Raw genomic sequence first — 19631 nt, forward strand, 5'->3', positions numbered from 1 at the left:
AGTCAATTTTCAGGGAGAGTTGTTGCCCCATTGCCGTTAATTTTGATGGTATACAAATTCCACGGAAGAGGTCATATACCTATGGTCTGCCACAGTCGGAGATTATTAATACATAACAGGCGCACCTGCCTGTTACATCAAAAACGTTATCCGGAAAACATGGATCAGCAACTTTTTTCTTTCAGGCATATTGCAATAGCCGGCGCCCTGTTGATGGCCGGTACAGCTGCGGCGCAGCAGCAACCATTACGGCTCTGGTATAACAAACCGGCAAAGGTTTGGGAGGAAACGGTGCCACTTGGGAATGGCCGCCTGGGCATGATGCCGGATGGCGGGATCAGCCAGGAGAAGATTGTTTTAAATGATATCACCCTCTGGTCCGGCGCACCGCAGGACGCCAACAACTACGATGCCTACAAACAACTGCCCGCTATCCGGCAGCTGCTGGCCGAAGGAAAGAATAACGAGGCCCAGGCGCTGATGGACAAATCATTTGTATGTACCGGCAAAGGCTCCGGGGATGTTCCTTTCGGATGTTTCCAGATGCTGGGCGAATTATTGCTGCAGTTCAGCTATCCCAAAGCGGATAGCCCTGCCCGTTATAAAAGGGACTTGTCGTTGAATGAGGCGATAGCCACTACTAATTATACAATTAACGGGGTCGCCTATACGCGCGAATATTTTACGGACTTCAACGGCGATGTAGGCGTGATCCGTTTAACGGCCGGCAATGGCGGACAACTCAATATGCGGGTTGCCATCAGTCGCCCGGAAAGAGCCACCATCCGCACCGAAGGACAGGAGCTGCAAATGTCCGGCGAATTGAAAAGCGGTACTGCCAATCCCGGTATGAAATACCTGACCAGGGTACAGGCAAAACTGAAAGGTGGTCAGCTGCTAACGGACAAGGATACACTGGTTATTAAAGATGCCACGGAAGTGATCCTGTATGTATCCACCGCTACGGATTTCAGGAATCCCGGTTACCGGGAACAAACGAAACAACTGCTCGCTGCAGCCATGCGTAAAGGTTATGCGCAGCAGAAGCAACAGCATATAGCCGCTTATCAGCGTTTATTCAACCGCGTTAGTATGGAGCTGGGCGGCGCCGGTGCCACACAGGTGCCTACCGATCAGCGGCTCATTGATTTTCACAAGGCGCCCGCGGCAGACAACGGATTACCCGTACTATTTTATCAATACGGCCGTTATCTGAGCATCAGCAGCACCCGCGTGGGTTTGCTGCCACCTAATTTACAGGGGCTGTGGGCCAACCAGATCCAGACGCCCTGGAATGGGGATTACCACCTCGACGTAAATGTGCAGATGAACCACTGGCCGGTGGAAGTGAGCAACCTGCCGGAACTCAACCTGCCGCTGGCGGAGCTGGTACACGGACTGGTGAAACCCGGTGAAAGAACTGCCAAAGCTTATTATAATGCAGAAGGATGGGTTGCGCACGTGATCACCAATATATGGGGCTTTACAGAGCCAGGGGAAAGCGCATCGTGGGGCGTTACCAAGTCAGGGTCCGGATGGTTGTGTAATAACCTTTGGGAGCATTATGCTTTTACCAATGATAAAAAATACCTGGAAGATATATACCCGGTGTTAAAAGGCTCTGCTGAATTTTACAGCAGCATGCTGATAAAGGATGATAAAACCGGGTGGCTCGTTACTTCCCCTTCTTCTTCTCCGGAAAATTCTTTTTATCTGCCCAACGGCCAAACTGCCAGCATCTGCAACGGACCTACTATTGATAACCAGATCATCCGCGAGCTGTTTATGAATGTGATCACCGCTGCCAAAACACTCGGCAAGGATGCTGCATTCACCACCACGCTGACGGAGAAATTAAAACAGCTGCCGCCTGCAGGCAGGGTAGGTAAAGACGGCCGACTGATGGAGTGGCTGGAAGAATACAAAGAGACAGAACCCACGCACCGGCATATTTCACATTTATACGGATTATACCCCGCCTCGCTGATTACACCGGAAGCCACGCCGGAACTGGCCGAAGCCTGCAAACAAACGCTGGAAGTGAGAGGGGATGATGGCCCCAGCTGGTCCATTGCCTATAAGCTCTTATTCTGGGCACGACTACATGATGGCAACCGCGCGTTTAAATTGTTCGCCGGATTAATCAAACCCACTTATAATACGGACATTAACTACGGCGCCGGTGGCGGTATTTATTCAAACATGTTTTCTGCAGGGCCTCCGTTCCAGATAGATGGCAACTTCGGTGGCGCAGCCGGACTGGCAGAAATGCTGCTGCAAAGTCATGCGGGCTTTATCGATTTGTTGCCTGCACTGCCTGATGCGTGGAAGGCGTCTGGTACGGTAAAGGGGCTGAAAGCAAGAGGCAATTATACCGTAGATATGACCTGGAAAAACGGCCTCGTTACCAATTATAAAATACGCGGCGCCGCTACGCATAAAGTAAAAGTAAGAATCAACGGGGTAATAAAAGAGATACAACCAACGAAAATATGATCAGGAAATTAGCAGGGGTATTATTAGGTATAGCCGTTACCGTTAGTGCGCTGGCGCAGGAGCAATTTATTACCCGTTATGGCCGCCTCGATAATGTAAGGTATCATATCAAAGCAGATAAAAAGGCTACCATTACTTTCATGGGTGGCTCTATCACCAATATGGAAGGCTGGCGTGGTAAGGTGTGCGACTATCTCACTGCTGCATACCCTGCTACTGATTTCCGTTTTATCAATGCCGGGATTCCTTCGCTTGGCAGCTTACCACATGCGTTCCGGTTTGAACACGATGTATTAAGCAAAGGAAAAACCGACTTGCTATTCCTGGAAGCGGCGGTAAACGACCGGGTGAATGGTACCAATGAAGTAACGCAGCGCAGGGCTATGGAAGGGATTATCCGTCATGCGCTGAAAGCCAATCCGCAGGTGAATATTGTGCTGATGGCTTTTGTGGATGAAGACAAGATGGCCGACTATCACGCTGGTAAAGTGCCGGTAGAAGTACAGGTGCATGAAGATCTTGCCAAAAAATATCATCTGCCGTTTATCAATCTCGCTAAAGAAATTACTACCCGCATAGATGCCCGTGAGTTTACCTGGAAAGATGATTTTAAAGATCTGCATCCTTCTCCTTTTGGGCAGCAGTTATATTTTGATGCGATCAAACGGTTACTGGAAGAGGATTTCAGCGCAATGGCGCCAAAGCATTTATCATCAGTGAAACTGCCCCGCGCAGCGGACCCGCTCAATTATGAAAACGGCGCCTATGGCGATATACATGAAGCTGTTAATAAAAATGGATTCTCCATCATTGAATCATGGGAGCCCACTGATAAGGTGGGTACCCGCGAAGGATTTGTAAAGGTGCCTATGCTGGTATCAGACACGGCGCGTGCCAGTGTGGAGTATCCATTCACCGGGCGTACTGTTGGTATTGGCATTGTTTCCGGTCCGGATGCAGGTGTAATCAGCTATCGTATTGATGGCGGCGCTGTGCAGCAAAAAGATCTGCGCACGCAGTGGAGTAAAAGCCTGTACCTGCCGTGGTATCTCATATTGGGTGATGATCTGAAACCCGGCAAACATACGATCAGCCTGCAAAAGGAGGGTGATGGATCTGTTTGCCGGGTGGTGTATTTCCTGGTAAATTAATCCAGTGAAGTAACGTCTCTCTTGTAGTCTCTCGGGGTTTTCCCTTTGATCTTTTTGAAGAAGCGGTTAAAGTGCGTGGTATTCCTGTATCCGCACTTATTCGATAACTCTGCCATCGACATTTCCTTTTCCTGCAATAGCCTGCAGGCGTAACCGATCCTTAATTCATTTACAAAATGAGTAAATGATTTCTGTGTTCTGCTTTTGAAGAAGCGGCAGAAGGAGTGTACGTTGATGCCTGCCACCGCTGCTATTTCCGACAGCGGGATATCTCTTTTAAAATGACGGAAAATATATTTGAAGATATCATCCATCCTCGACTGATCTTTATCGTTATACAGGTTTACATAGTTAGTGCCGGCAAGGAGTTTATATTCTTTGGTGGCCATCATTTTCTGTAGCAGGGTCATAAAGGAGATGGTTTGCAGCAGGTCGTGCTGTGTAAGCATCTGCTGCATCAACGCCAGTATTTCCGTTTTGGCTTTGCCATGAAACTGGATGCCCCGCTGCGCCTTTTTGAGCCAGGTTTTAACGGCGCTCGCATTGGTAAAGGGACTAAGATGTTCTACCAGGAGATCCGGCGAAATATACAACGCCAGCGACCTTGCCTGGAGCTTGTCTTTCCCTTCAAAATACTTTTGCTCGTTGTGCCACACATGCGGGGTACCGGAGCCAACAAATATCAGCTCCCCGCTTTCAAAATAGCTGATGTTATCGCCAATGATGCGTCGCCCGGCGCTTTCCACTACGTATACCAGCTGGCATTCGTGATGGAAGTGGAACTCCGTGGAAAAGTACGGCTGTGTAATTTCCTTGATCAGGTATACACTTTGTTCGAGGGCTTTATCGCCCGGTATGGCAAAAAGAGGCTTCATATTATCCGACTAAAATAGGTAAATTCAGTAAATAAGTCAAAATAGTGTTGATTTAAGTCAATTTCACCGGGATGACCTACCTTATCCCTGCTTACTTTTGAATTATCCACGGAAAATGAAAAACGATGATACTGCAAGATAAAATAGTGCTGATTACCGGCGGCGCATCCGGCATTGGTGAAGCCTGCGCGCAGGTGTATGCAAAGCAAGGCGCCACCGTGGCGGTGATTGATAAAGACGCTGCAGCATTGCAACGTTTGCAGGAGCAGATGGGCACGCCGCATATTTTCCTCACAGCAGATCTTAACAGCGGCGCGTCTATACAACAGGCCATTGACAGGGTGCTGCAAACCTACGGCCGGCTCGATGCTATCCATAATAATGCAGGCGTTGCCAGTCCTTCGAAACCTTTACATGATACCACCGAAGAAGAGTGGCAACTGGTCATGAATGTAAATGTGCGTGGCATCTATTACACCACACGCTATGGCATTGCTGCACTGAGAGCTTCCCGTGGCTGTATCCTCAACACCAGCAGTATGGTAGGGGACATTGGCCAGGAAAACCATGCGGCCTATGCAGGTAGTAAAGGAGCGGTAAATGCACTCACCAAAGCAATGGCGCTCGACTATGCCGCCGACGGTATCCGGGTAAACGCAGTGGCCCCCGCAGGCGTATGGACGCCCATGTTGCGCCGGTGGAGCAGTGAACAGCCGGAACCCGCACGTATAGCGCAATACCTCGATGGTATCCACGCGTTGGGATATTGCCCGGAGGCAGATGAAATTGCCGACGTGTGCGCGTTCCTGTTATCTGAACAGGCGCGCTTTATCACCGGCTGTATTATGCCCGTAAGTGGCGGGGCAGAACTTGGATATAAGCATACCTTATAAAATAAAGTGAACAATGAAAAAATTAGCTGCTTTCTGTTTGTTGTTGCTGGCACTCCAGGGCAAAGCCCAGACCAATGCACAACTGGATCCGAAAATACTGACCAGTAAAAAAGTGATGGACCAGTTTATGGACCTGCGCTTTGGCCTGTTTATCCACTGGGGGCCTGTTTCCCTGAGAGGTACGGAAATAGGCTGGTCACGGCACAGCAAGGTGCCGGCCGCAGAATATGATACCCTGTACCGTCAGTTTAACCCTGTGAAATTTAATGCAGAGGAATGGGTGAAAACAGCCAGCGATGCCGGTATGAAATACCTGACCATCACTGCCAAGCATCATGACGGATTTTGTTTATGGCCATCTGCCTATACTGATTATAATATTACTGCCACTCCCTTTAAGAAAGATGTGGTGGGCCTGCTGGCAAAAGCATGTAAGAAGTATCACATTAAGTTCTGTATCTATTACTCGGTGCTCGACTGGCACCATCCGGACTACCCTATTGATAATCCGGATGATACAACGGCAAAGGGTATACGAAAAGATGCACGCATGGACCAGTACGTGGTGTATATGAAGAACCAGCTGAAAGAACTGGTAACCGGCTATGATCCTTATATGCTGTGGTTTGATGGTCCCTGGGAAAAGCCATGGACACCAGAAATGGCGGTGGACGTGTACACCTATCTCAAAACACTGAAGAAAGATCTTATTATTAATAACCGTCTTGGTAAAGCGTTTTCCGGCACCGGCGCTTCGGGTACGTCTACCTTCCTGGGCGATTTTGATACGCCGGAACAACGTATCGGCGACCTGGACATGAACACGCCCTGGGAAACCTGCATGACCATCTGCGAGCAGTGGGCCTGGAAGCCGGATGATAAAATGAAATCGCTGCAAACCTGTATTCAAACACTGGCGAAAGTGGCCGGTGGTAACGGCAACCTGCTATTTAATGTAGGGCCCCGCTCCGATGGAGCCATAGAACCTGCACAGGTAGCCCGTTTGAAAGAGATGGGCGACTGGCTTCGTAAGTACGGCGCCGCTATTTATAATACGCATGGCGGTCCTTACAACCCTAACAGCAAGTATGCTGCTACGCGGAGTGGCAACAAAGTATACGTGCACGTTTTTGATCAGTCGCAGCCAACTATTGAACTGCCTGCTATGCCGGGCGTAAAAGTTAATAAAGCATATCTCCTGAAAGGCGCTGCAGTGAAGCTGACTACAGCCGCCGATCGGTTCACGATAACATTGCCCGCTGTATTGCCCGATGCCAATGACACCGTAGTGGTATTGGAAACGGATAAGCCGGCGCTTAGTGTTGCTCCTATAAAATGATAACATAAAATGATCAGTAAGATAGTTGTAAAAGATGCCCGGTTCCCTTTAACAGGTGGCGCCGGTAGCGATGCCATACATCAGAACCCCGTATATTCGTACACGGTAGCCTGTTTGTACGACGACAAAGGTAATTGCGGTACCGGCCTGGCTTTCACCCTGGGAGCAGGCAATGAACTGGTATGCGCTGCTGCGCGGTTCTACGGCGAAAAGCTGGTAGGAAAAGAACTTACCGAAGTGATGGCTTCCTTCGGCGATTGGTTTAAACAACGTTCCGATGAGCAGCAGTTCCGATGGCTGGGCCCTCACAAAGGAGTGGTGCACCTGGCCCTAGCCGCGGTAACCAATGCCTGCTACGACCTGTGGGCCAAACAACAGCAGGTGCCTTTATGGAAATTGCTGCTGGATCTTACACCGGAACAGGTGGTGAATACATTAGACCTCTCGTACCTCGAAGAAGTACTGCCCCGTGAAGAAGCGGTCCGTATGTTAACGGAAATGCAGGCCTCCAGGGCTTCGCGTGAAGGCGTGCTGCGCACGGGTTACGCGGCCTACGACACTTCCGCCGGCTGGTTTAATTATTCCGATGATCAGCTGGAAGCTAATTGTAAGCGCGCATTGGATAACGGCTTTCGCGCACTGAAATTAAAGGTAGGTGCAAAAGACCCGGACACGGATATACGAAGAGCGCATATTGTAAGAAATACTGTTGGCGATGAGATCAAAGTAATGGTAGATGCCAATCAGCAATGGAATCTGCCGCAGGCAATTGCTATTGGTAAAAAACTTGCAGCTATTAATCCTTACTGGATAGAGGAGCCCACGCACCCGGATGATATCCTCGCGCACAAAACCCTGGCGGATGCGTTGAACCCCGTGAAGCTGGCTTTGGGAGAACATGTACCCAATAAAGTGATTTTCAAGAATTACCTGCAAACAGGCAGCGCCGGGTTTATACAGGTAGATGCGGTAAGGGTAGGAGGTGTCAGCGAATTTATTACGGTAAGCCTGTTATGTAAAAAGTTTGGCGTGCCGGTGGTACCGCATGTAGGCGATATGGGACAGCTGCATCAGCATTTGGTGTTGTTCAATCACATTGGTATGGGACATGAAGCCTTATTCCTGGAGCATATACCGCACCTGCGTAAGCACTTCGTTCATCCTGCACTCATTACAGACGGCTTTTACAAGACGCCTGAAACACCGGGCAGCAGTTGCGATCTGCTGTCTCTTAATACTTTCCCGGGATGATAGCTACTACCGATATTATCATCAGCATTTGCTATGTGGCCTTTATTGTGGGGCTGGGCTTCTGGGCGGGATTATCCGGCAAGAAGAATGATTCAGCGGCAGGAGAATATTTCCTGGCCGGTAAATCGTTGCGCTGGCCCATGATAGGCATGGCATTGTTTGCCACGAACATTTCTTGTTTGCACCTGGTTAGTCTTGCCCAGAGCGGCTTTGATACCGGCTTGCTGGCGGGTAACTTTGAGTGGATGGCCGCCTTTACATTGATATTGCTGGCACTCTTCTTTATTCCGTTTTACATCCGTTCGGGAGTGGCCACGCTGCCGGATTTCCTGGAGCGGCGTTACAACAGGGCGTGCCGCGACTGGCTGGCGATTGTTTCCGTAGTATCGGCAATCGTGATCCATATTGCGTTTTCTTTCCTGGCGGGCGGCATTGTGCTGGAAACGTTGTTTGGCATAAACATGTTTACCAGTATTATCCTCATTGCATTGGTAACGGGCGCATACACTATTGTAGGCGGGCTCCGGGCCGTGGTGGTAACAGAATCCGTGCAAACGGTAGTGTTGCTGGCCGGCGCGGTGATCATCACGGTACTGTCGTGGTGGAAGGTAGGCGGCTGGCAACCGGTGGTGCAGGTGCTGCAGGAGGGCCATCAAATGGATAAGCTGTCGATGTTGCATCCGGCGGGCGATCCGAATGGGTTGCCCTGGTATGCGGTGTTCCTGGGTTATCCTGTTATTGGTATCTGGTATTGGTGTGCGGATCAGACTATTGTGCAGCGGGTATTGGGTGCAAAGGACGAAAATCATGCACGTACCGGCGCGCTGTTCTGTGGTTTTATAAAAGTGTTGCCTGTTTTTATTTTCATTCTCCCGGGACTACTGGCGTATGTGTTGTTCAAGCAAGGACACCTGGACCTGGAAGTATTGCGGCAGGCCGATGGACAGCTGCATACGAAGGGCATTTATTCCGTAATGATTACGCGGCTGGTGCCTACCGGGCTGGTAGGTGTGCTGGTAGCGGCGTTGCTGTCGGGCCTGATGAGCCAGATCTCCGGCGCGCTGAACTCTATTGCCACGCTGGTGAGCTACGATCTGTACAAACGGAACCGCCCGCAGGCAACAGACCGGCAACTGGTGAAAACGGGCCGTATTGCGGCCGGTTTAGCGCTTATTTTATCCATTGGGCTACTACCATTGCTAAACAGGTATGAGAGTCTTTTTAACGGCATTAACGACGTAATATCACATATTGCACCGCCCATCACCTGCGTGTTTCTGCTTGGTGTGTTCTGGAAAAAGGCATCTTCCCTTTCGGCGCAATATACTTTGTGGATAGGATCGGCGCTGGGTGCGGGGGTATATCTTACCGGAAAACTATATCCGATTAACACACCACCGCTGATGGTGGCTTTCTATTTGTTTGTGGTTTGTGCGTTGTTGCAGGTGGTATTGTCATTTGTATTCCCGGTGCAGCATACCGCTGAAAGCAGCCGTCTTTACTGGGAGAGTCCTTTAGCGCCATTGCGGGTAAAAGGCTGGCCGGGGCTGGCGAACTATAAAGTATTGTCTGCTGTGTTGCTGCTGATGATGGCAGCGCTGTACTGGCTTTTCCGGTAGGAGCCGTTTATAAAAAGATAAGCCTCTCCGGTTACCGGAGAGGCTTATCTTTTTATAGTTATTTTATTTAGACATCTGCTGAATAATGGCTTCTGTAACACCGGTACTGGAGAAGCCCCCGTCGTGGAAGATGTTCTGCATGGTGACCATCCGCGTGTAATCAGAGAACAGGGAAACGGTAAACTCCGCGCACTGATCGGCGGTAGCATTTCCGAGCGGCGACATCTTTTCGGAGAAGGCTACAAAGCCATCAAAACCTGCAATGCCTTGTCCGGCGGTAGTGATGGTAGGCGACTGTGAAATAGTGTTGATGCGCACATGTTTTTTGATACCATACTGATAACCGAAACTGCGGGTAATACTTTCCAGCATCGCCTTGATATCGGCCATTTCGTTGTAGTTGGGGAAGGCGAGGTGTGCAGCAATAAATGTGAGGGCCACTACGGAGCCCCATTCATTGATGGCATCGTGTTTAATAGCGGTTTGCAATACCCGGTGAAAGCTCATGGCGGATATATCTACCGATTTATGCATGTAGTCGTAGTTGAGATTCGTATAGTCGTTGCCTTTACGCATATTCACGCTCATGCCAATGGAGTGGAGGATAAAGTCCACGCCGCCGCCAAAGTGTTCTTTTGTTTTGATGAAAAGGTTATCGAGGTCCTCCATGTTGGTAACATCGGCAGGGATAACCGGTGCGTTGCATTGCTGTGCCAGTCCGTTTATTTCACCCATCCGGATGGCAACAGGAGCATTGGTTAAAACGATTTCCGCACCTTCTGCCACGCAGCGTAGTGCTGTTTTCCATGCAATGGATCTTTCATCCAGCGCACCAAAAATAATTCCCTTCTTTCCCTTTAATAAATTGTGAGACATGACGAAGTTTTAGTGTAAGGATTAATTGCTACAGGGATTAAATGTAGCCTAATTATTCCTCCGTAGGGAGTGGGTACGGAAATTTTAACATTTTATCCGGCGGCGGTATTTTAATGCCCGAATTGTTTCTGCAGATCCATTTGCAAAAACCAGAGTTCTTCTACCGGCACGGCTTTTTTACTGATGTTATCCAGGTCTTTTCCTTCCTTTGTAAATAAGAATGGTACGAAGCTGAATGCCTGGTTGCCGTTTAATGCAGCTACTTCTTCGCGCCAGCCTTTCCAGCGGAAAGCTTCATAGAATCCTTCAATGTCGCCGGAGCAGCAAAAGGAAATAAAATCGCTGTAGCTGATCTCCATATTCTCCCATTCCAGTGTATCAGGTGCAAAGTAAAATATACTGCCAATTCCTTCCTGCGCCGCAATGCCGCCGGCATTGATGGCAAAGAAGCCACCTACCACATCGTCCGCTATTAATAAAAAGCCGGGTTGCTCACCGGAATGCATATACGATTTTCCATCATTCCAGGCAGGCAGTGTACGGTCCAGCTTTTCGTGGCCGGAGCCGAGCACCCGGATCCAGCCATGATCTACCAGCAGTCCGCCGGTTTCATAGATGATGGCGCCCATGGGGGAGCGGGTGGTTACCTGGGTTTCATATAAAGCCTGCTCTGCACGGGCACTATCTTTCGGAAGAATTTCTATATGGTTGCTACCATCTTTAATCCATTCCTTTACCAGGTCCCAGCCTGGTTCTTTTGTATTAATCAGTTCATTAACAGGTTTCATCTGTGCAAATTAAATAAAAAACGCGGGTGAACAAGAGGTGTTCATCCGCGTTTTAATATGATAAAGAAGCGCAATTATATCTCCCCCTTCTTCAGTTGCTGCACGGCATAGTCCACCGCCCTCGCGGTCAGCGCCATGTAGGTGAGCGACGGGTTCTGTGTGGAAGTAGAAGTCATGCAGGCGCCATCTGTTACAAATACGTTATTGCATGCGTGCATCTGGTTCCATTTATTCAGCATAGATGTTTTAGGATCGTTGCCCATACGTACGCCGCCCATTTCGTGGATATCCAGTCCGGGCGCCTGTTTGGAGTCGCTGGTATGTATATTGGTGAAACCGGCTTTGGTAAACATGTCGGTCATCTGCTCAAAGAAATCCTTCAGCATCTTTTCATCATTGTCGTCGTAGTCTACGTTGATATTGATTTGCGGAATGCCCCATTCGTCTTTCTTCTGGGTATCCAATGTAACGGTGCTGATTTCTTTCGGAATAGTTTCACCCATCATGTGTGAGCCTACATACCAGGGTCCTGTTTCGCTGTTGAAGAGCTGGTCTTTCAGCGTTTTGCCAAATCCGTCGGTGTTGGTATGCGAGCCTCTGTCGGAGGAGAATCCTGCTGCATATCCACGGAGGAAATCTGTTTCCTGTTTGTGTACATTACGGAAGCGGGGAAGGTACGCGCTGGTAGGGGTACGGCCATCGGTGGTAGAGTCTTTGAATCCTTCGTATTGTCCGCTGATACGTCCGCGGTAACTATGAAAGGCAAAGTATTTTCCCAGCACACCGCTATCGTTGCCGAGGCCATTGGGGAAGCGGTGGGAGGTGGAGTTGAGCAGTACGGCGTTGGTGTTTATGGCAGCGGCGTTTACGAAAATTACTTTTGCGTAATACTCCATCATTTCTTTGGTGTTGGTATCCACTACACGCACGCCGGTGGCTTTTCCTTTTTGTTCATCAAAGATGATGGAATGCACTACGGAAAACGGGCGGAGTGTAAGATTACCGGTTTTTTCTGCCCAGGGAATAGTGGAGGAGTTGCTGCTGAAGTAGCCGCCAAACGGACATCCGCGGTGGCAAAGATCTCTCTTCTGGCATTGTCCTCTGCCCTGGTCCAGGTGGATCTGCTTTGGCTGCGTTAAGTGGGCGCAACGGGCGTAGATCACCTGTCTGTCTTTATAATTATCTTTTACAAAATCCTTAAAATAATTTTCTACACAGGAGAGTTCCAGTGGTGGCAGAAATTCTCCATCGGGGAGGTTTGGCAGGCCATCTTTGTTTCCGGAGATGCCTACAAATTTTTCCACGTGGCTGTACCAGGGGGCAATGTCTTTGTAACGGATAGGCCAATCGGTGGCGAAGCCGTCGCGGGCGGGGCCTTCAAAGTCGAAGTCGCTCCAGCGTTGTGTTTGCCTGGCCCACATCAGTGATTTCCCGCCTACCTGGTATCCTCTGATCCAGTCGAACGGTTTGGGCTGACCATAAGGATGATCGGTATCTTTCACGAAGAAGTGCATGGCATCTTCTTTATAGGCGTAGCAGCGGCTGATCACCGGGTTGGCAGCCTTAATGGCTTCCGGTATCTGGCCACGGTGGGGAAATTCCCATGGGAACTGGCTGGTAGTGGGGTAGTCTTTTATGTGTTTAACATCACGGCCTCTTTCCAGCACCAGTGTTTTTAAACCTTTTTCTGTGAATTCTTTTGCTGCCCATCCGCCGCTGATGCCGGAACCAATAACAATGGCATCAAACGTACGGTTTTGCAGGCTGGTATTATCTTTACTCATACAATTAGTAGTTAGGCAAGCTTCCGGGTAATGGGTTTCAGCGGTACGCAACCGTGGTATCTGGCAGGTACCAGTTCGTAGATATTTACTTTGGTAAGAAAATATTTGGAATTGGTATATGCCTTGATGGTAAGGCGTTTGGTAGCGCGGTAGAAAAAAGAAACGTCGTCCTTGTCGTCTTTTACGGCTTCAAGGGTTTTGAGCAGGGCTTCCCGTTGTGCGGGAGTGCTGTCCAGGAAGGTATGTCCGTTTAGTTTTTTAGATGCCTGTTCAAATGATTTCATGCCGCTGAGCCAGCGTTGCTGGTCTTCTTTTTTATAGCAATCGTCCATCATAATGAGGGTAAATAAGTGGGCGGACAGCTCCTTAGCGCCTGGCGTGGTAGTAGCGGGGATGATCGTTTCCACGAGTTCGGCCAGCATTTTCTCCTGGTCGCCATCTACCTGGATGTTCTTTAATGTTAATGATGTTCTGCTGGTATGTTGCAAACAGGCAGGCAATATGGCCATGCCGGCTGACACATACAGCAGCTGCTTGAGCGCAGCTCTTCTTGTCACTTCCATTGATCGGAATTTATTGTAGTAAAACGGGAATTGGTCTGCATTATTTCAAATCTTATACGCTGCGAATCCTTATTTCCCGGCGCTCCGGCTGGAAATAAGGATTAAATATAAAGGAATCCGGGAGTATTTACAAGGTTTTTGTGGTGGCTGGTACAGCTAGCCCCTTTTTTTTACGGCGTCGATTACAGCGCCAACGATCACAAAGGCAAAGCTGCTGAACGGAACGGTCACCAAAGCGGCCATCAGGTATTGCGCGTCTTTCCGGTTCCAGTCTTTCGCATAGGAAAAGATATAGAAAACCAGGGGATGAACCACCATGTACAGAAGTACCATCAGGAGGATGATTTTTCCACTGACGATGGATTCGTTGGGAGGGGTGGATGAGCGGATGAGTATTAAAGCGGGTATTAATATTAAAAGAAAGATGACCGCCAATACCAGGATGGTGAGTAATTGAAGGTGATGATCAGATGCGCCACTTACCATGAGGGCCATCATCTTTTCAACCGGATAGCCGGGGAGTACGGCGAGGGCCGGTGCTATTACGGTGGCTACCAGCATCAGTGAGATGGCGGTAAACAGGGCCCCGATCACGAGACCCTTTCTATTCGGATTTATCTTCATAAATACAGGTTACTGATTTTTATTTCACTCCTTTTTCAGGATTCCAGTTGCCCCGCAATTTACGGATATACAGGATCTGGCCAATATGATAGGCGTTATGTGTGTTGATATTGGCAATGGTGCTGTATTGTGATGCGAGCTTTTTTTCATCGGCTTGTTCAATAGCAGTTTCCCAGGCAGTGAGCACGCTGTCGATCCGTTTAACGGAGGCCTCCCATTGCTCCTTTGTGGCGGGAGAAAAGGTATCGTCGTTATTGATATTAGCAGCCGGCTTTGCTTTCCCGTTGAATTTCTCCAACAGTCCGAGGTCCCAGAAAATGAGGTGGTTCACCAGTTGCGCAATGGAGTGGTTACCGGAGCTGTCTTTCCAGTTGGCCTCTTCAGAGGTAAGTCCTTCTATAGCGGTGTTTACTGTTACAAACCATTGTGCATGGGCCTTATCGTGGGTAGTACGTAACTGGTCCAGCAGTATGGATTTAATGGTAGCCGTTTGGCTGTAACTGAAAAAAGAAATTAACAGGAACGGGAGTACGAAAATAATTCTCATAGCGGGTATGTTTTGGAGTTTAGCTATTTGGTTGCGGATCAAATATAATGACTTTGTGATCTCAAACGACGAAAAATTTAACCGGTAACGTTCTCAATGAAAAAAAATAAACGGATGAGGCAAAACTTTATCTTTATCGGCATCCATCTAAAATGCAGAAGCCTATTGAGCGGTTGTTTGCAAAAGTGATGCAACAATTCCTGGTATACGTGCAATCCGGTCAGATGCCGGCCTGGGAAGTACCGGGTATGCTGGCAAAATATTATACCACCACACAGGCGCTGTTGATAGCAAAGCGTTTAGCGTAATGATATCAGGGCAATTAAAATCAACCGAATGAAACAACAGACAGCTACTGTAACAGCGGGATCACTCAGCAGGCGGGACACCGTAATATCCATACTCATTGTGGGTTTACTGTTCTTCGTATTTGGTTTTGTGACATGGGTGAACGCCATCCTGATACCATATTTCAAGATTGCCTGCGAACTGAGCAATTTCCAGTCGTACCTGGTGGCCTTTGCCTTTTACATCTCCTACTTCTTTATGTCGGTGCCGGCTTCATACCTGTTGAAGGCTGTGGGCTTTAAGAAGGGGATGATGATAGGTTTCTGGGTGATGTCGCTGGGAGCGCTGATATTTATACCAGCGGCGTATACACGCACTTATGAGATATTTCTTGCGGGGTTGTTTATTATTGGTCTTGGGCTGGCCGTGCTGCAAACAGCAGCCAACCCCTATATCACTATCCTGGGGCCTAAAGAGAGTGCGGCTGCGCGTATCAGCATTATGGGGATCTGCAACAAGGGGGCGGGTATAGTGGCGCCACTGATCTTTGCTGCTGTGATACTGAAGGCTACCGACGGCGACCTGTTTAAGGAGCTTGCCCATATGACGGGGGATGCCCGTAATGCCGTGCTGGATGCGCTGATCAGAAGGGTGATAGCGCCCTATGCGGTGGTATCGGTGGTTTTGTTTGCATTGGGTTGCATGGTGCGTTTTTCCCCTTTGCCCGAAATAGACACAGAGCATGAAGATGCAGCCGTCGCTAGTGCCAATGCGGGTAAAACGAGCATTTTCCAGTTTCCTCACCTGATCCTGGGGGCGCTTGCGATATTTTTACATGTGGGTACGCAGGTAGTGGCCATTGACACTATTATTGGTTATGCGGGATCCATGCACATCCCTTTGCTGGAGGCAAAAACATTTCCTTCCTATACGTTATTCGTTACCATTTGCGGCTACCTGCTGGGGATATCGCTGATACCGCGTGTGATCAGTCAGGCTAATGCCTTGAGGGTATGTACCATACTGGGCGCGGTGTTTACGCTGGCAATTGTATATATGCATGGCGAAGTGAGGCTGCTGGGGCATGTAACGGATATCTCGATCTGGTTTGTAGTGATGCTGGGTTTTGCCAATTCGCTGGTATGGGCGGGCATCTGGCCGCTGGCGCTGGACGGACTGGGGCGGTTCACCAAACTGGGGGCGTCTGTGATGATTATGGGGTTATGCGGTAATGCGATGTTGCCGGTGATATACGGACTGGTAGCGGATATGTACAATGTCCGGTTGGCTTACTGGGTATTGTTTCCGTGTTACCTGTACCTGGTGTTCTACGCATTTTACGGGTATAAACTGAGAAGCTGGCGCAGGCCGTAGGCATAGGGCGGTTGTTTATTAGGGTGGCAGGTGTTTGGCCGGATAAAAAATTGTATACTTGAGGATTATAAGGAGGCGTATCCGCACCTGACTGATGACGATTTAGTAAAAACGTTCCTGGAACAGGAGCGCAATAAAAAACTTCTGCTACATGCTTAAAGAAAGAATCCGGCAATTAGCCAGCGGACTGCTGGAGGAGGCAACGGCCAACCGTCGCCACCTGCATACGAATCCAGAACTTTCCTACCGGGAATACCAGACGGCGCTTTTTATAGAAGAGAAGTTGCGTGCACTGGACATTCCGTTTGAAAGGATGGCTGATACCGGGATTGTTGCTTTATTGCAGGGGGAGGCCGCCCCATCGGACAAGGTGGTGGCGCTGCGGGCGGATATAGACGCCCTGCCCATTATTGAGTTGAATGAAGTGCCCTACCGTTCGCAGAATGAGGGGGTGATGCACGCCTGCGGGCATGATGTGCATACATCGTCCCTGCTGGGCGTGGCGGGGATCCTCAGCCGGATGAAGGAGGAGTTTTCCGGTACGGTGAAGTTTATTTTCCAGCCGGCGGAAGAGGTGATCCCCGGCGGGGCCAGTTTGATGATTAAGGCAGGGGTACTGGAAAATCCACGGCCGCACCATATCCTGGGGCAGCATGTGATGCCGGAGCTGCCGGTGGGTAAGGTGGGGTTCCGTTCCGGGCGCTATATGGCCAGCAACGATGAGATTTCCATTACCGTGAAGGGGAAGGGCGGTCATGGTGCGATGCCGCACCTGGGCATTGACCCGGTGGTGATTGCCTGTCATATGGTTATAGCACTGCAACAGATTGTGAGCCGCCGTGCCAACCCGTTGCTGCCATCAGTATTGACTTTTGGTAAGATGCATGCCAACGGGGCCAGTAACGTGATCCCGGATGAAGTGAAGCTGGAGGGTACGTTCCGGTCGCTGGATGAAACCTGGCGTAATGCGGCACATGAGAAGATTAAAAAGATGGCCATCTCCATAGCAGAAAGTATGGAAGGGTCCTGCGATATTAAAATAGAAAGAGGATATCCTGTACTGATAAACGAAGATAAACTGACGGCTGCCAGCAAGGCATATGCCGTTGACTACCTGGGTGAAGAACAGGTAGCTGACCTGGACATCTGGATGGCGGCAGAAGATTTTGCTTCCTATTCACAGGTGGCGGATGCCTGTTTTTACAGGTTGGGTGTACGCAATGAAAACAGGGGCATTGTATCCGGTTTGCATACCGCCACTTTTGACGCCGACGAAAAAGCGCTGGAAACCGGCGCCGGGCTGATGTCTTATCTCGCACTGAAGACTTTAGGTAACTAATGAAAGCGTTGAGGCCACACTTATTATTTTGTTAACCGCCGGTTAACAACGGCAGATTCATTGCATTCACGGGCAATAATTATGCGTTCACAAAATAAGGTGGGCAACTAACGGCCATGAGTATATCTTTGTATCAGGTTTTTCATAGGATATGGTTAAAATATTAAAGGGGAGGTAGTCTTGCCACCCCTTTTTTTTATGTCTGGTATGCTGCGTGCTGTTTCTTTCAGTTAATTTCGTTTATCCCTCACCGTTATAAGCAGCTGTTAACAATATGTTTAGCTTCAAATATATATTTCATTTGCATTATGAAAGCAAATAAAATGTTATTTATCTTCGCGCCCTATGTTAGCGGTTCCTGATTCTATCGATATTATCATTCCTACTTTCCGGTTGGATGAGCAATATTTGCTTCCCCTGATTCATTTGCCGAAACCAGGTGGATGGCAATTTAACTATTACGTTATTGCGGATAATCCGGGGGTAAAGCCCGGAGCGGAATTGCAGCGGCTGGCGAAGGAAGGCGTAATTCATCTTTTTATAAATTCCGAAAACAAAGGTCCGGGTGAAACCCGTAACAGGGGCATTGAGGCGGGAAACGGAAGCTGGATTCTATTCCTGGATGATGATATTGTGGCGGACAGCGACTTATTGTTACAATATGTAAAAGCGACTAAAGAGAAAGCAACTGCGATTGGTTTTATTGGATTAACAGATTTTCCTGTACCGGTAAATGCGTTTACGCGGGCGCTGGATGCAGCGGGCCTCACCAGTATTTTTACTATCGCGAAAAAAAAGGAGCAATTCATGTGGGGGGTAACGGCTAACATTATGTTTAAGCGGAGCGCATTGCAGGATTTGCGGTTTTCCCCGCTGTTGTCGGCTATTGGCGGGGGAGAAGACATTGATCTTGGGGCCAGGGTAAGTATGTTGCATGGTACGCAATTTATGTGTGTTAAGGAAGCACGTGTTACACATCCGTGGTGGAACCATGCGCAACCGCATTTCGATCGCTTTACCCGTTATGGTGCAGGGATGGCGTTGTTGCTGCCGCGGTTTAAAAAATTTACCTGGTATGCGTTTCCTAATCCCATAGAAGGATGGGTGCTGGCATTGCTTTGTGCGCCTTTGTTCTTTATATTTCTCAGCTGGCAGAAATGGCTGATCTTTTTAGCGGCTATTCCTTTAATTGACATGGGTATTAACTACGTAAGGGCTGCCGGCATGGGATATCGTGAATTGAAAGTAGCGTATTACATGACGTTGCTGCGGTGCAGTACAGAGTGGGGTATGTTTAAAACCATGATAGGACAGGGTAAGCCGTCGTATTTTATGAAGCGGATCAATGTTGATTTTACGCGGCCCCGTCACTTCCGCACCAACCGGTGGCGGATCACCAAGCTGGTCATCTATCTTATATTACTATCGTTATTGATCTTTATAAAATAATAAATTCCTACTTACCTGATTGTTCGTACCAGCGAACCATTTTGCTGAGAATATCATTGATCACTTCCATTGGCAAATCTTCTGAAGGATCGAGGGGAAGGATCTTCATGCGGGCGCGTTTATCCTGTTGCAGCAGGGGATGGCGGATATTTTTGCCTTCCACAATGCCAAGATAGGGATGTTTGTTTTCTTTTTGAACCCATAGGTAGCAGCACATTTTACCATTGTAGCAATAGAAGGGCATGCGGTATTTCCAGGCTTCTGTAATATGGGGATTGTATTGCAGCAGATAGGTGCGCAGTGCCAGCAGGCAGCCTTTGGCCGGCTCCGGCTGGGATTCAAACCAAATGTCGATATCGCGGATCATAATATGCC

The 19631-nt window shown here is 48.9% G+C and carries 17 protein-coding genes and 1 pseudogene; 10 read left to right on the forward strand and 8 right to left on the reverse strand.

What is annotated here, in order from left to right; genetic code table 11:
- Positions 1-159 precede the first annotated feature (159 nt).
- Both B5Z18_RS28865 and B5Z18_RS28870 read left to right on the forward strand, forming a co-directional pair.
- Positions 160-2496, forward strand: coding sequence for a glycoside hydrolase family 95 protein (locus B5Z18_RS28865; protein WP_079473020.1), 2337 nt, complete (start codon positions 160-162; stop codon positions 2494-2496).
- Positions 2493-3647, forward strand: a complete 1155-nt coding sequence (locus B5Z18_RS28870) for an SGNH/GDSL hydrolase family protein (protein ID WP_079473021.1) — start codon at positions 2493-2495, stop codon at positions 3645-3647. The genes B5Z18_RS28865 and B5Z18_RS28870 overlap by 4 nt, the downstream gene beginning before the upstream one ends.
- Here B5Z18_RS28870 and B5Z18_RS28875 read toward each other — a convergent pair.
- Positions 3644-4522, reverse strand: coding sequence for an AraC family transcriptional regulator (locus B5Z18_RS28875; RefSeq protein ID WP_079473022.1), 879 nt, complete (start codon positions 4520-4522; stop codon positions 3644-3646). The genes B5Z18_RS28870 and B5Z18_RS28875 overlap by 4 nt on opposite strands.
- Positions 4523-4647: 125 nt before the next feature.
- Between B5Z18_RS28875 and B5Z18_RS28880 the strand changes: the two genes are divergently transcribed.
- Genes B5Z18_RS28880 through B5Z18_RS28895 form a run of 4 tightly spaced genes read left to right on the forward strand, consistent with a single transcriptional unit; the run spans position 4648 to position 9624 of the window.
- Positions 4648-5415, forward strand: coding sequence for an SDR family NAD(P)-dependent oxidoreductase (locus B5Z18_RS28880; RefSeq protein ID WP_079473023.1), 768 nt, complete (start codon positions 4648-4650; stop codon positions 5413-5415).
- Between the two features lie 13 nt (positions 5416-5428).
- Positions 5429-6754, forward strand: a complete 1326-nt coding sequence (locus B5Z18_RS28885) for an alpha-L-fucosidase (protein ID WP_079473024.1) — start codon at positions 5429-5431, stop codon at positions 6752-6754.
- A 9-nt stretch (positions 6755-6763) separates the two neighbouring features.
- Positions 6764-8005, forward strand: a complete 1242-nt coding sequence (locus B5Z18_RS28890) for an enolase C-terminal domain-like protein (protein WP_079473025.1) — start codon at positions 6764-6766, stop codon at positions 8003-8005.
- Positions 8002-9624: a sodium:solute symporter gene (locus tag B5Z18_RS28895; RefSeq protein WP_079473026.1), complete on the forward strand. Its 1623-nt coding sequence runs from the start codon at positions 8002-8004 to the stop codon at positions 9622-9624. The genes B5Z18_RS28890 and B5Z18_RS28895 overlap by 4 nt, the downstream gene beginning before the upstream one ends.
- A gap of 63 nt (positions 9625-9687) precedes the next feature.
- Here B5Z18_RS28895 and B5Z18_RS28900 read toward each other — a convergent pair whose 3' ends face one another.
- The 6 genes from B5Z18_RS28900 to B5Z18_RS28925 all read right to left on the reverse strand — a co-directional run bounded on the left by B5Z18_RS28900 (position 9688) and on the right by B5Z18_RS28925 (position 14806).
- Positions 9688-10500 (reverse strand): enoyl-ACP reductase FabI, encoded by an 813-nt coding sequence (locus B5Z18_RS28900; protein WP_079473027.1) that lies wholly within the window; start codon positions 10498-10500, stop codon positions 9688-9690.
- A gap of 110 nt (positions 10501-10610) precedes the next feature.
- Positions 10611-11288: a DUF2625 domain-containing protein gene (locus tag B5Z18_RS28905; RefSeq protein ID WP_079473028.1), complete on the reverse strand. Its 678-nt coding sequence runs from the start codon at positions 11286-11288 to the stop codon at positions 10611-10613.
- Positions 11289-11362: 74 nt separating this feature from the next.
- The gene (locus tag B5Z18_RS28910) at positions 11363-13072 is read right to left on the reverse strand and encodes a GMC oxidoreductase (protein ID WP_079473029.1); all 1710 of its coding nucleotides are present in this window, start codon (positions 13070-13072) and stop codon (positions 11363-11365) included.
- 11 nt (positions 13073-13083) lie between these two features.
- Positions 13084-13635, reverse strand: coding sequence for a gluconate 2-dehydrogenase subunit 3 family protein (locus B5Z18_RS28915; RefSeq protein ID WP_079473030.1), 552 nt, complete (start codon positions 13633-13635; stop codon positions 13084-13086).
- 156 nt (positions 13636-13791) lie between these two features.
- Positions 13792-14259 carry a hypothetical protein gene (locus B5Z18_RS28920; RefSeq protein WP_079473031.1) on the reverse strand — a complete coding sequence of 156 codons (468 nt, stop codon included), beginning with the start codon at positions 14257-14259 and terminating at the stop codon, positions 13792-13794.
- A gap of 19 nt (positions 14260-14278) precedes the next feature.
- Entirely contained in the window at positions 14279-14806 is a 528-nt protein-coding gene (locus B5Z18_RS28925) for a DinB family protein (protein WP_079473032.1), read from the reverse strand.
- A 140-nt stretch (positions 14807-14946) separates the two neighbouring features.
- On the opposite strand from B5Z18_RS28925, the pseudogene B5Z18_RS32405 reads away from it, so the two are divergent.
- From B5Z18_RS32405 to B5Z18_RS28940, 4 genes and pseudogenes are all read left to right on the forward strand, one after another.
- A pseudogene (locus B5Z18_RS32405) lies at positions 14947-15114 on the forward strand (putative oxidoreductase C-terminal domain-containing protein); the annotation flags it as partial.
- Between the two features lie 28 nt (positions 15115-15142).
- Complete coding sequence (locus B5Z18_RS28930) at positions 15143-16468, forward strand: sugar MFS transporter (RefSeq protein WP_079473033.1); 1326 nt, start codon at positions 15143-15145, stop codon at positions 16466-16468.
- Between the two features lie 151 nt (positions 16469-16619).
- Positions 16620-17807 (forward strand): M20 metallopeptidase family protein, encoded by a 1188-nt coding sequence (locus B5Z18_RS28935; RefSeq protein ID WP_079473034.1) that lies wholly within the window; start codon positions 16620-16622, stop codon positions 17805-17807.
- Between the two features lie 345 nt (positions 17808-18152).
- Positions 18153-19256 carry a glycosyltransferase family 2 protein gene (locus B5Z18_RS28940; RefSeq protein WP_079473035.1) on the forward strand — a complete coding sequence of 368 codons (1104 nt, stop codon included), beginning with the start codon at positions 18153-18155 and terminating at the stop codon, positions 19254-19256.
- Between the two features lie 7 nt (positions 19257-19263).
- Here the strand turns inward: B5Z18_RS28940 and B5Z18_RS28945 are convergent, their stop codons facing one another.
- The gene (locus tag B5Z18_RS28945) at positions 19264-19623 is read right to left on the reverse strand and encodes a DUF1801 domain-containing protein (RefSeq protein WP_235016057.1); all 360 of its coding nucleotides are present in this window, start codon (positions 19621-19623) and stop codon (positions 19264-19266) included.
- Positions 19624-19631 lie beyond the last annotated feature (8 nt).

The organism is Chitinophaga ginsengisegetis, from assembly GCF_900168065.1.
Classification (GTDB): Bacteria; Bacteroidota; Bacteroidia; order Chitinophagales; family Chitinophagaceae; genus Chitinophaga; species Chitinophaga ginsengisegetis.

What these genes read in the sequence shown, in the direction of transcription:
- B5Z18_RS28940 (WP_079473035.1), top strand. Translation starts at nt 18,153, where the DNA reads ATGTTAGCGGTTCCTGATTCTATCGATATTATCATTCCTACTTTCCGG.
- B5Z18_RS28935 (WP_079473034.1), top strand. Translation starts at nt 16,620, where the DNA reads ATGCTTAAAGAAAGAATCCGGCAATTAGCCAGCGGACTGCTGGAGGAG.
- B5Z18_RS28905 (WP_079473028.1), bottom strand. Translation starts at nt 11,288, where the DNA reads ATGAAACCTGTTAATGAACTGATTAATACAAAAGAACCAGGCTGGGAC.
- B5Z18_RS28900 (WP_079473027.1), bottom strand. Translation starts at nt 10,500, where the DNA reads ATGTCTCACAATTTATTAAAGGGAAAGAAGGGAATTATTTTTGGTGCG.
- B5Z18_RS28915 (WP_079473030.1), bottom strand. Translation starts at nt 13,635, where the DNA reads ATGGAAGTGACAAGAAGAGCTGCGCTCAAGCAGCTGCTGTATGTGTCA.
- B5Z18_RS28880 (WP_079473023.1), top strand. Translation starts at nt 4,648, where the DNA reads ATGATACTGCAAGATAAAATAGTGCTGATTACCGGCGGCGCATCCGGC.
- B5Z18_RS28875 (WP_079473022.1), bottom strand. Translation starts at nt 4,522, where the DNA reads ATGAAGCCTCTTTTTGCCATACCGGGCGATAAAGCCCTCGAACAAAGT.
- B5Z18_RS28885 (WP_079473024.1), top strand. Translation starts at nt 5,429, where the DNA reads ATGAAAAAATTAGCTGCTTTCTGTTTGTTGTTGCTGGCACTCCAGGGC.
- B5Z18_RS28910 (WP_079473029.1), bottom strand. Translation starts at nt 13,072, where the DNA reads ATGAGTAAAGATAATACCAGCCTGCAAAACCGTACGTTTGATGCCATT.
- B5Z18_RS28930 (WP_079473033.1), top strand. Translation starts at nt 15,143, where the DNA reads ATGAAACAACAGACAGCTACTGTAACAGCGGGATCACTCAGCAGGCGG.
- B5Z18_RS28870 (WP_079473021.1), top strand. Translation starts at nt 2,493, where the DNA reads ATGATCAGGAAATTAGCAGGGGTATTATTAGGTATAGCCGTTACCGTT.
- B5Z18_RS28920 (WP_079473031.1), bottom strand. Translation starts at nt 14,259, where the DNA reads ATGAAGATAAATCCGAATAGAAAGGGTCTCGTGATCGGGGCCCTGTTT.
- B5Z18_RS28945 (WP_235016057.1), bottom strand. Translation starts at nt 19,623, where the DNA reads ATGATCCGCGATATCGACATTTGGTTTGAATCCCAGCCGGAGCCGGCC.
- B5Z18_RS28890 (WP_079473025.1), top strand. Translation starts at nt 6,764, where the DNA reads ATGATCAGTAAGATAGTTGTAAAAGATGCCCGGTTCCCTTTAACAGGT.
- B5Z18_RS28895 (WP_079473026.1), top strand. Translation starts at nt 8,002, where the DNA reads ATGATAGCTACTACCGATATTATCATCAGCATTTGCTATGTGGCCTTT.
- B5Z18_RS28925 (WP_079473032.1), bottom strand. Translation starts at nt 14,806, where the DNA reads ATGAGAATTATTTTCGTACTCCCGTTCCTGTTAATTTCTTTTTTCAGT.
- B5Z18_RS28865 (WP_079473020.1), top strand. Translation starts at nt 160, where the DNA reads ATGGATCAGCAACTTTTTTCTTTCAGGCATATTGCAATAGCCGGCGCC.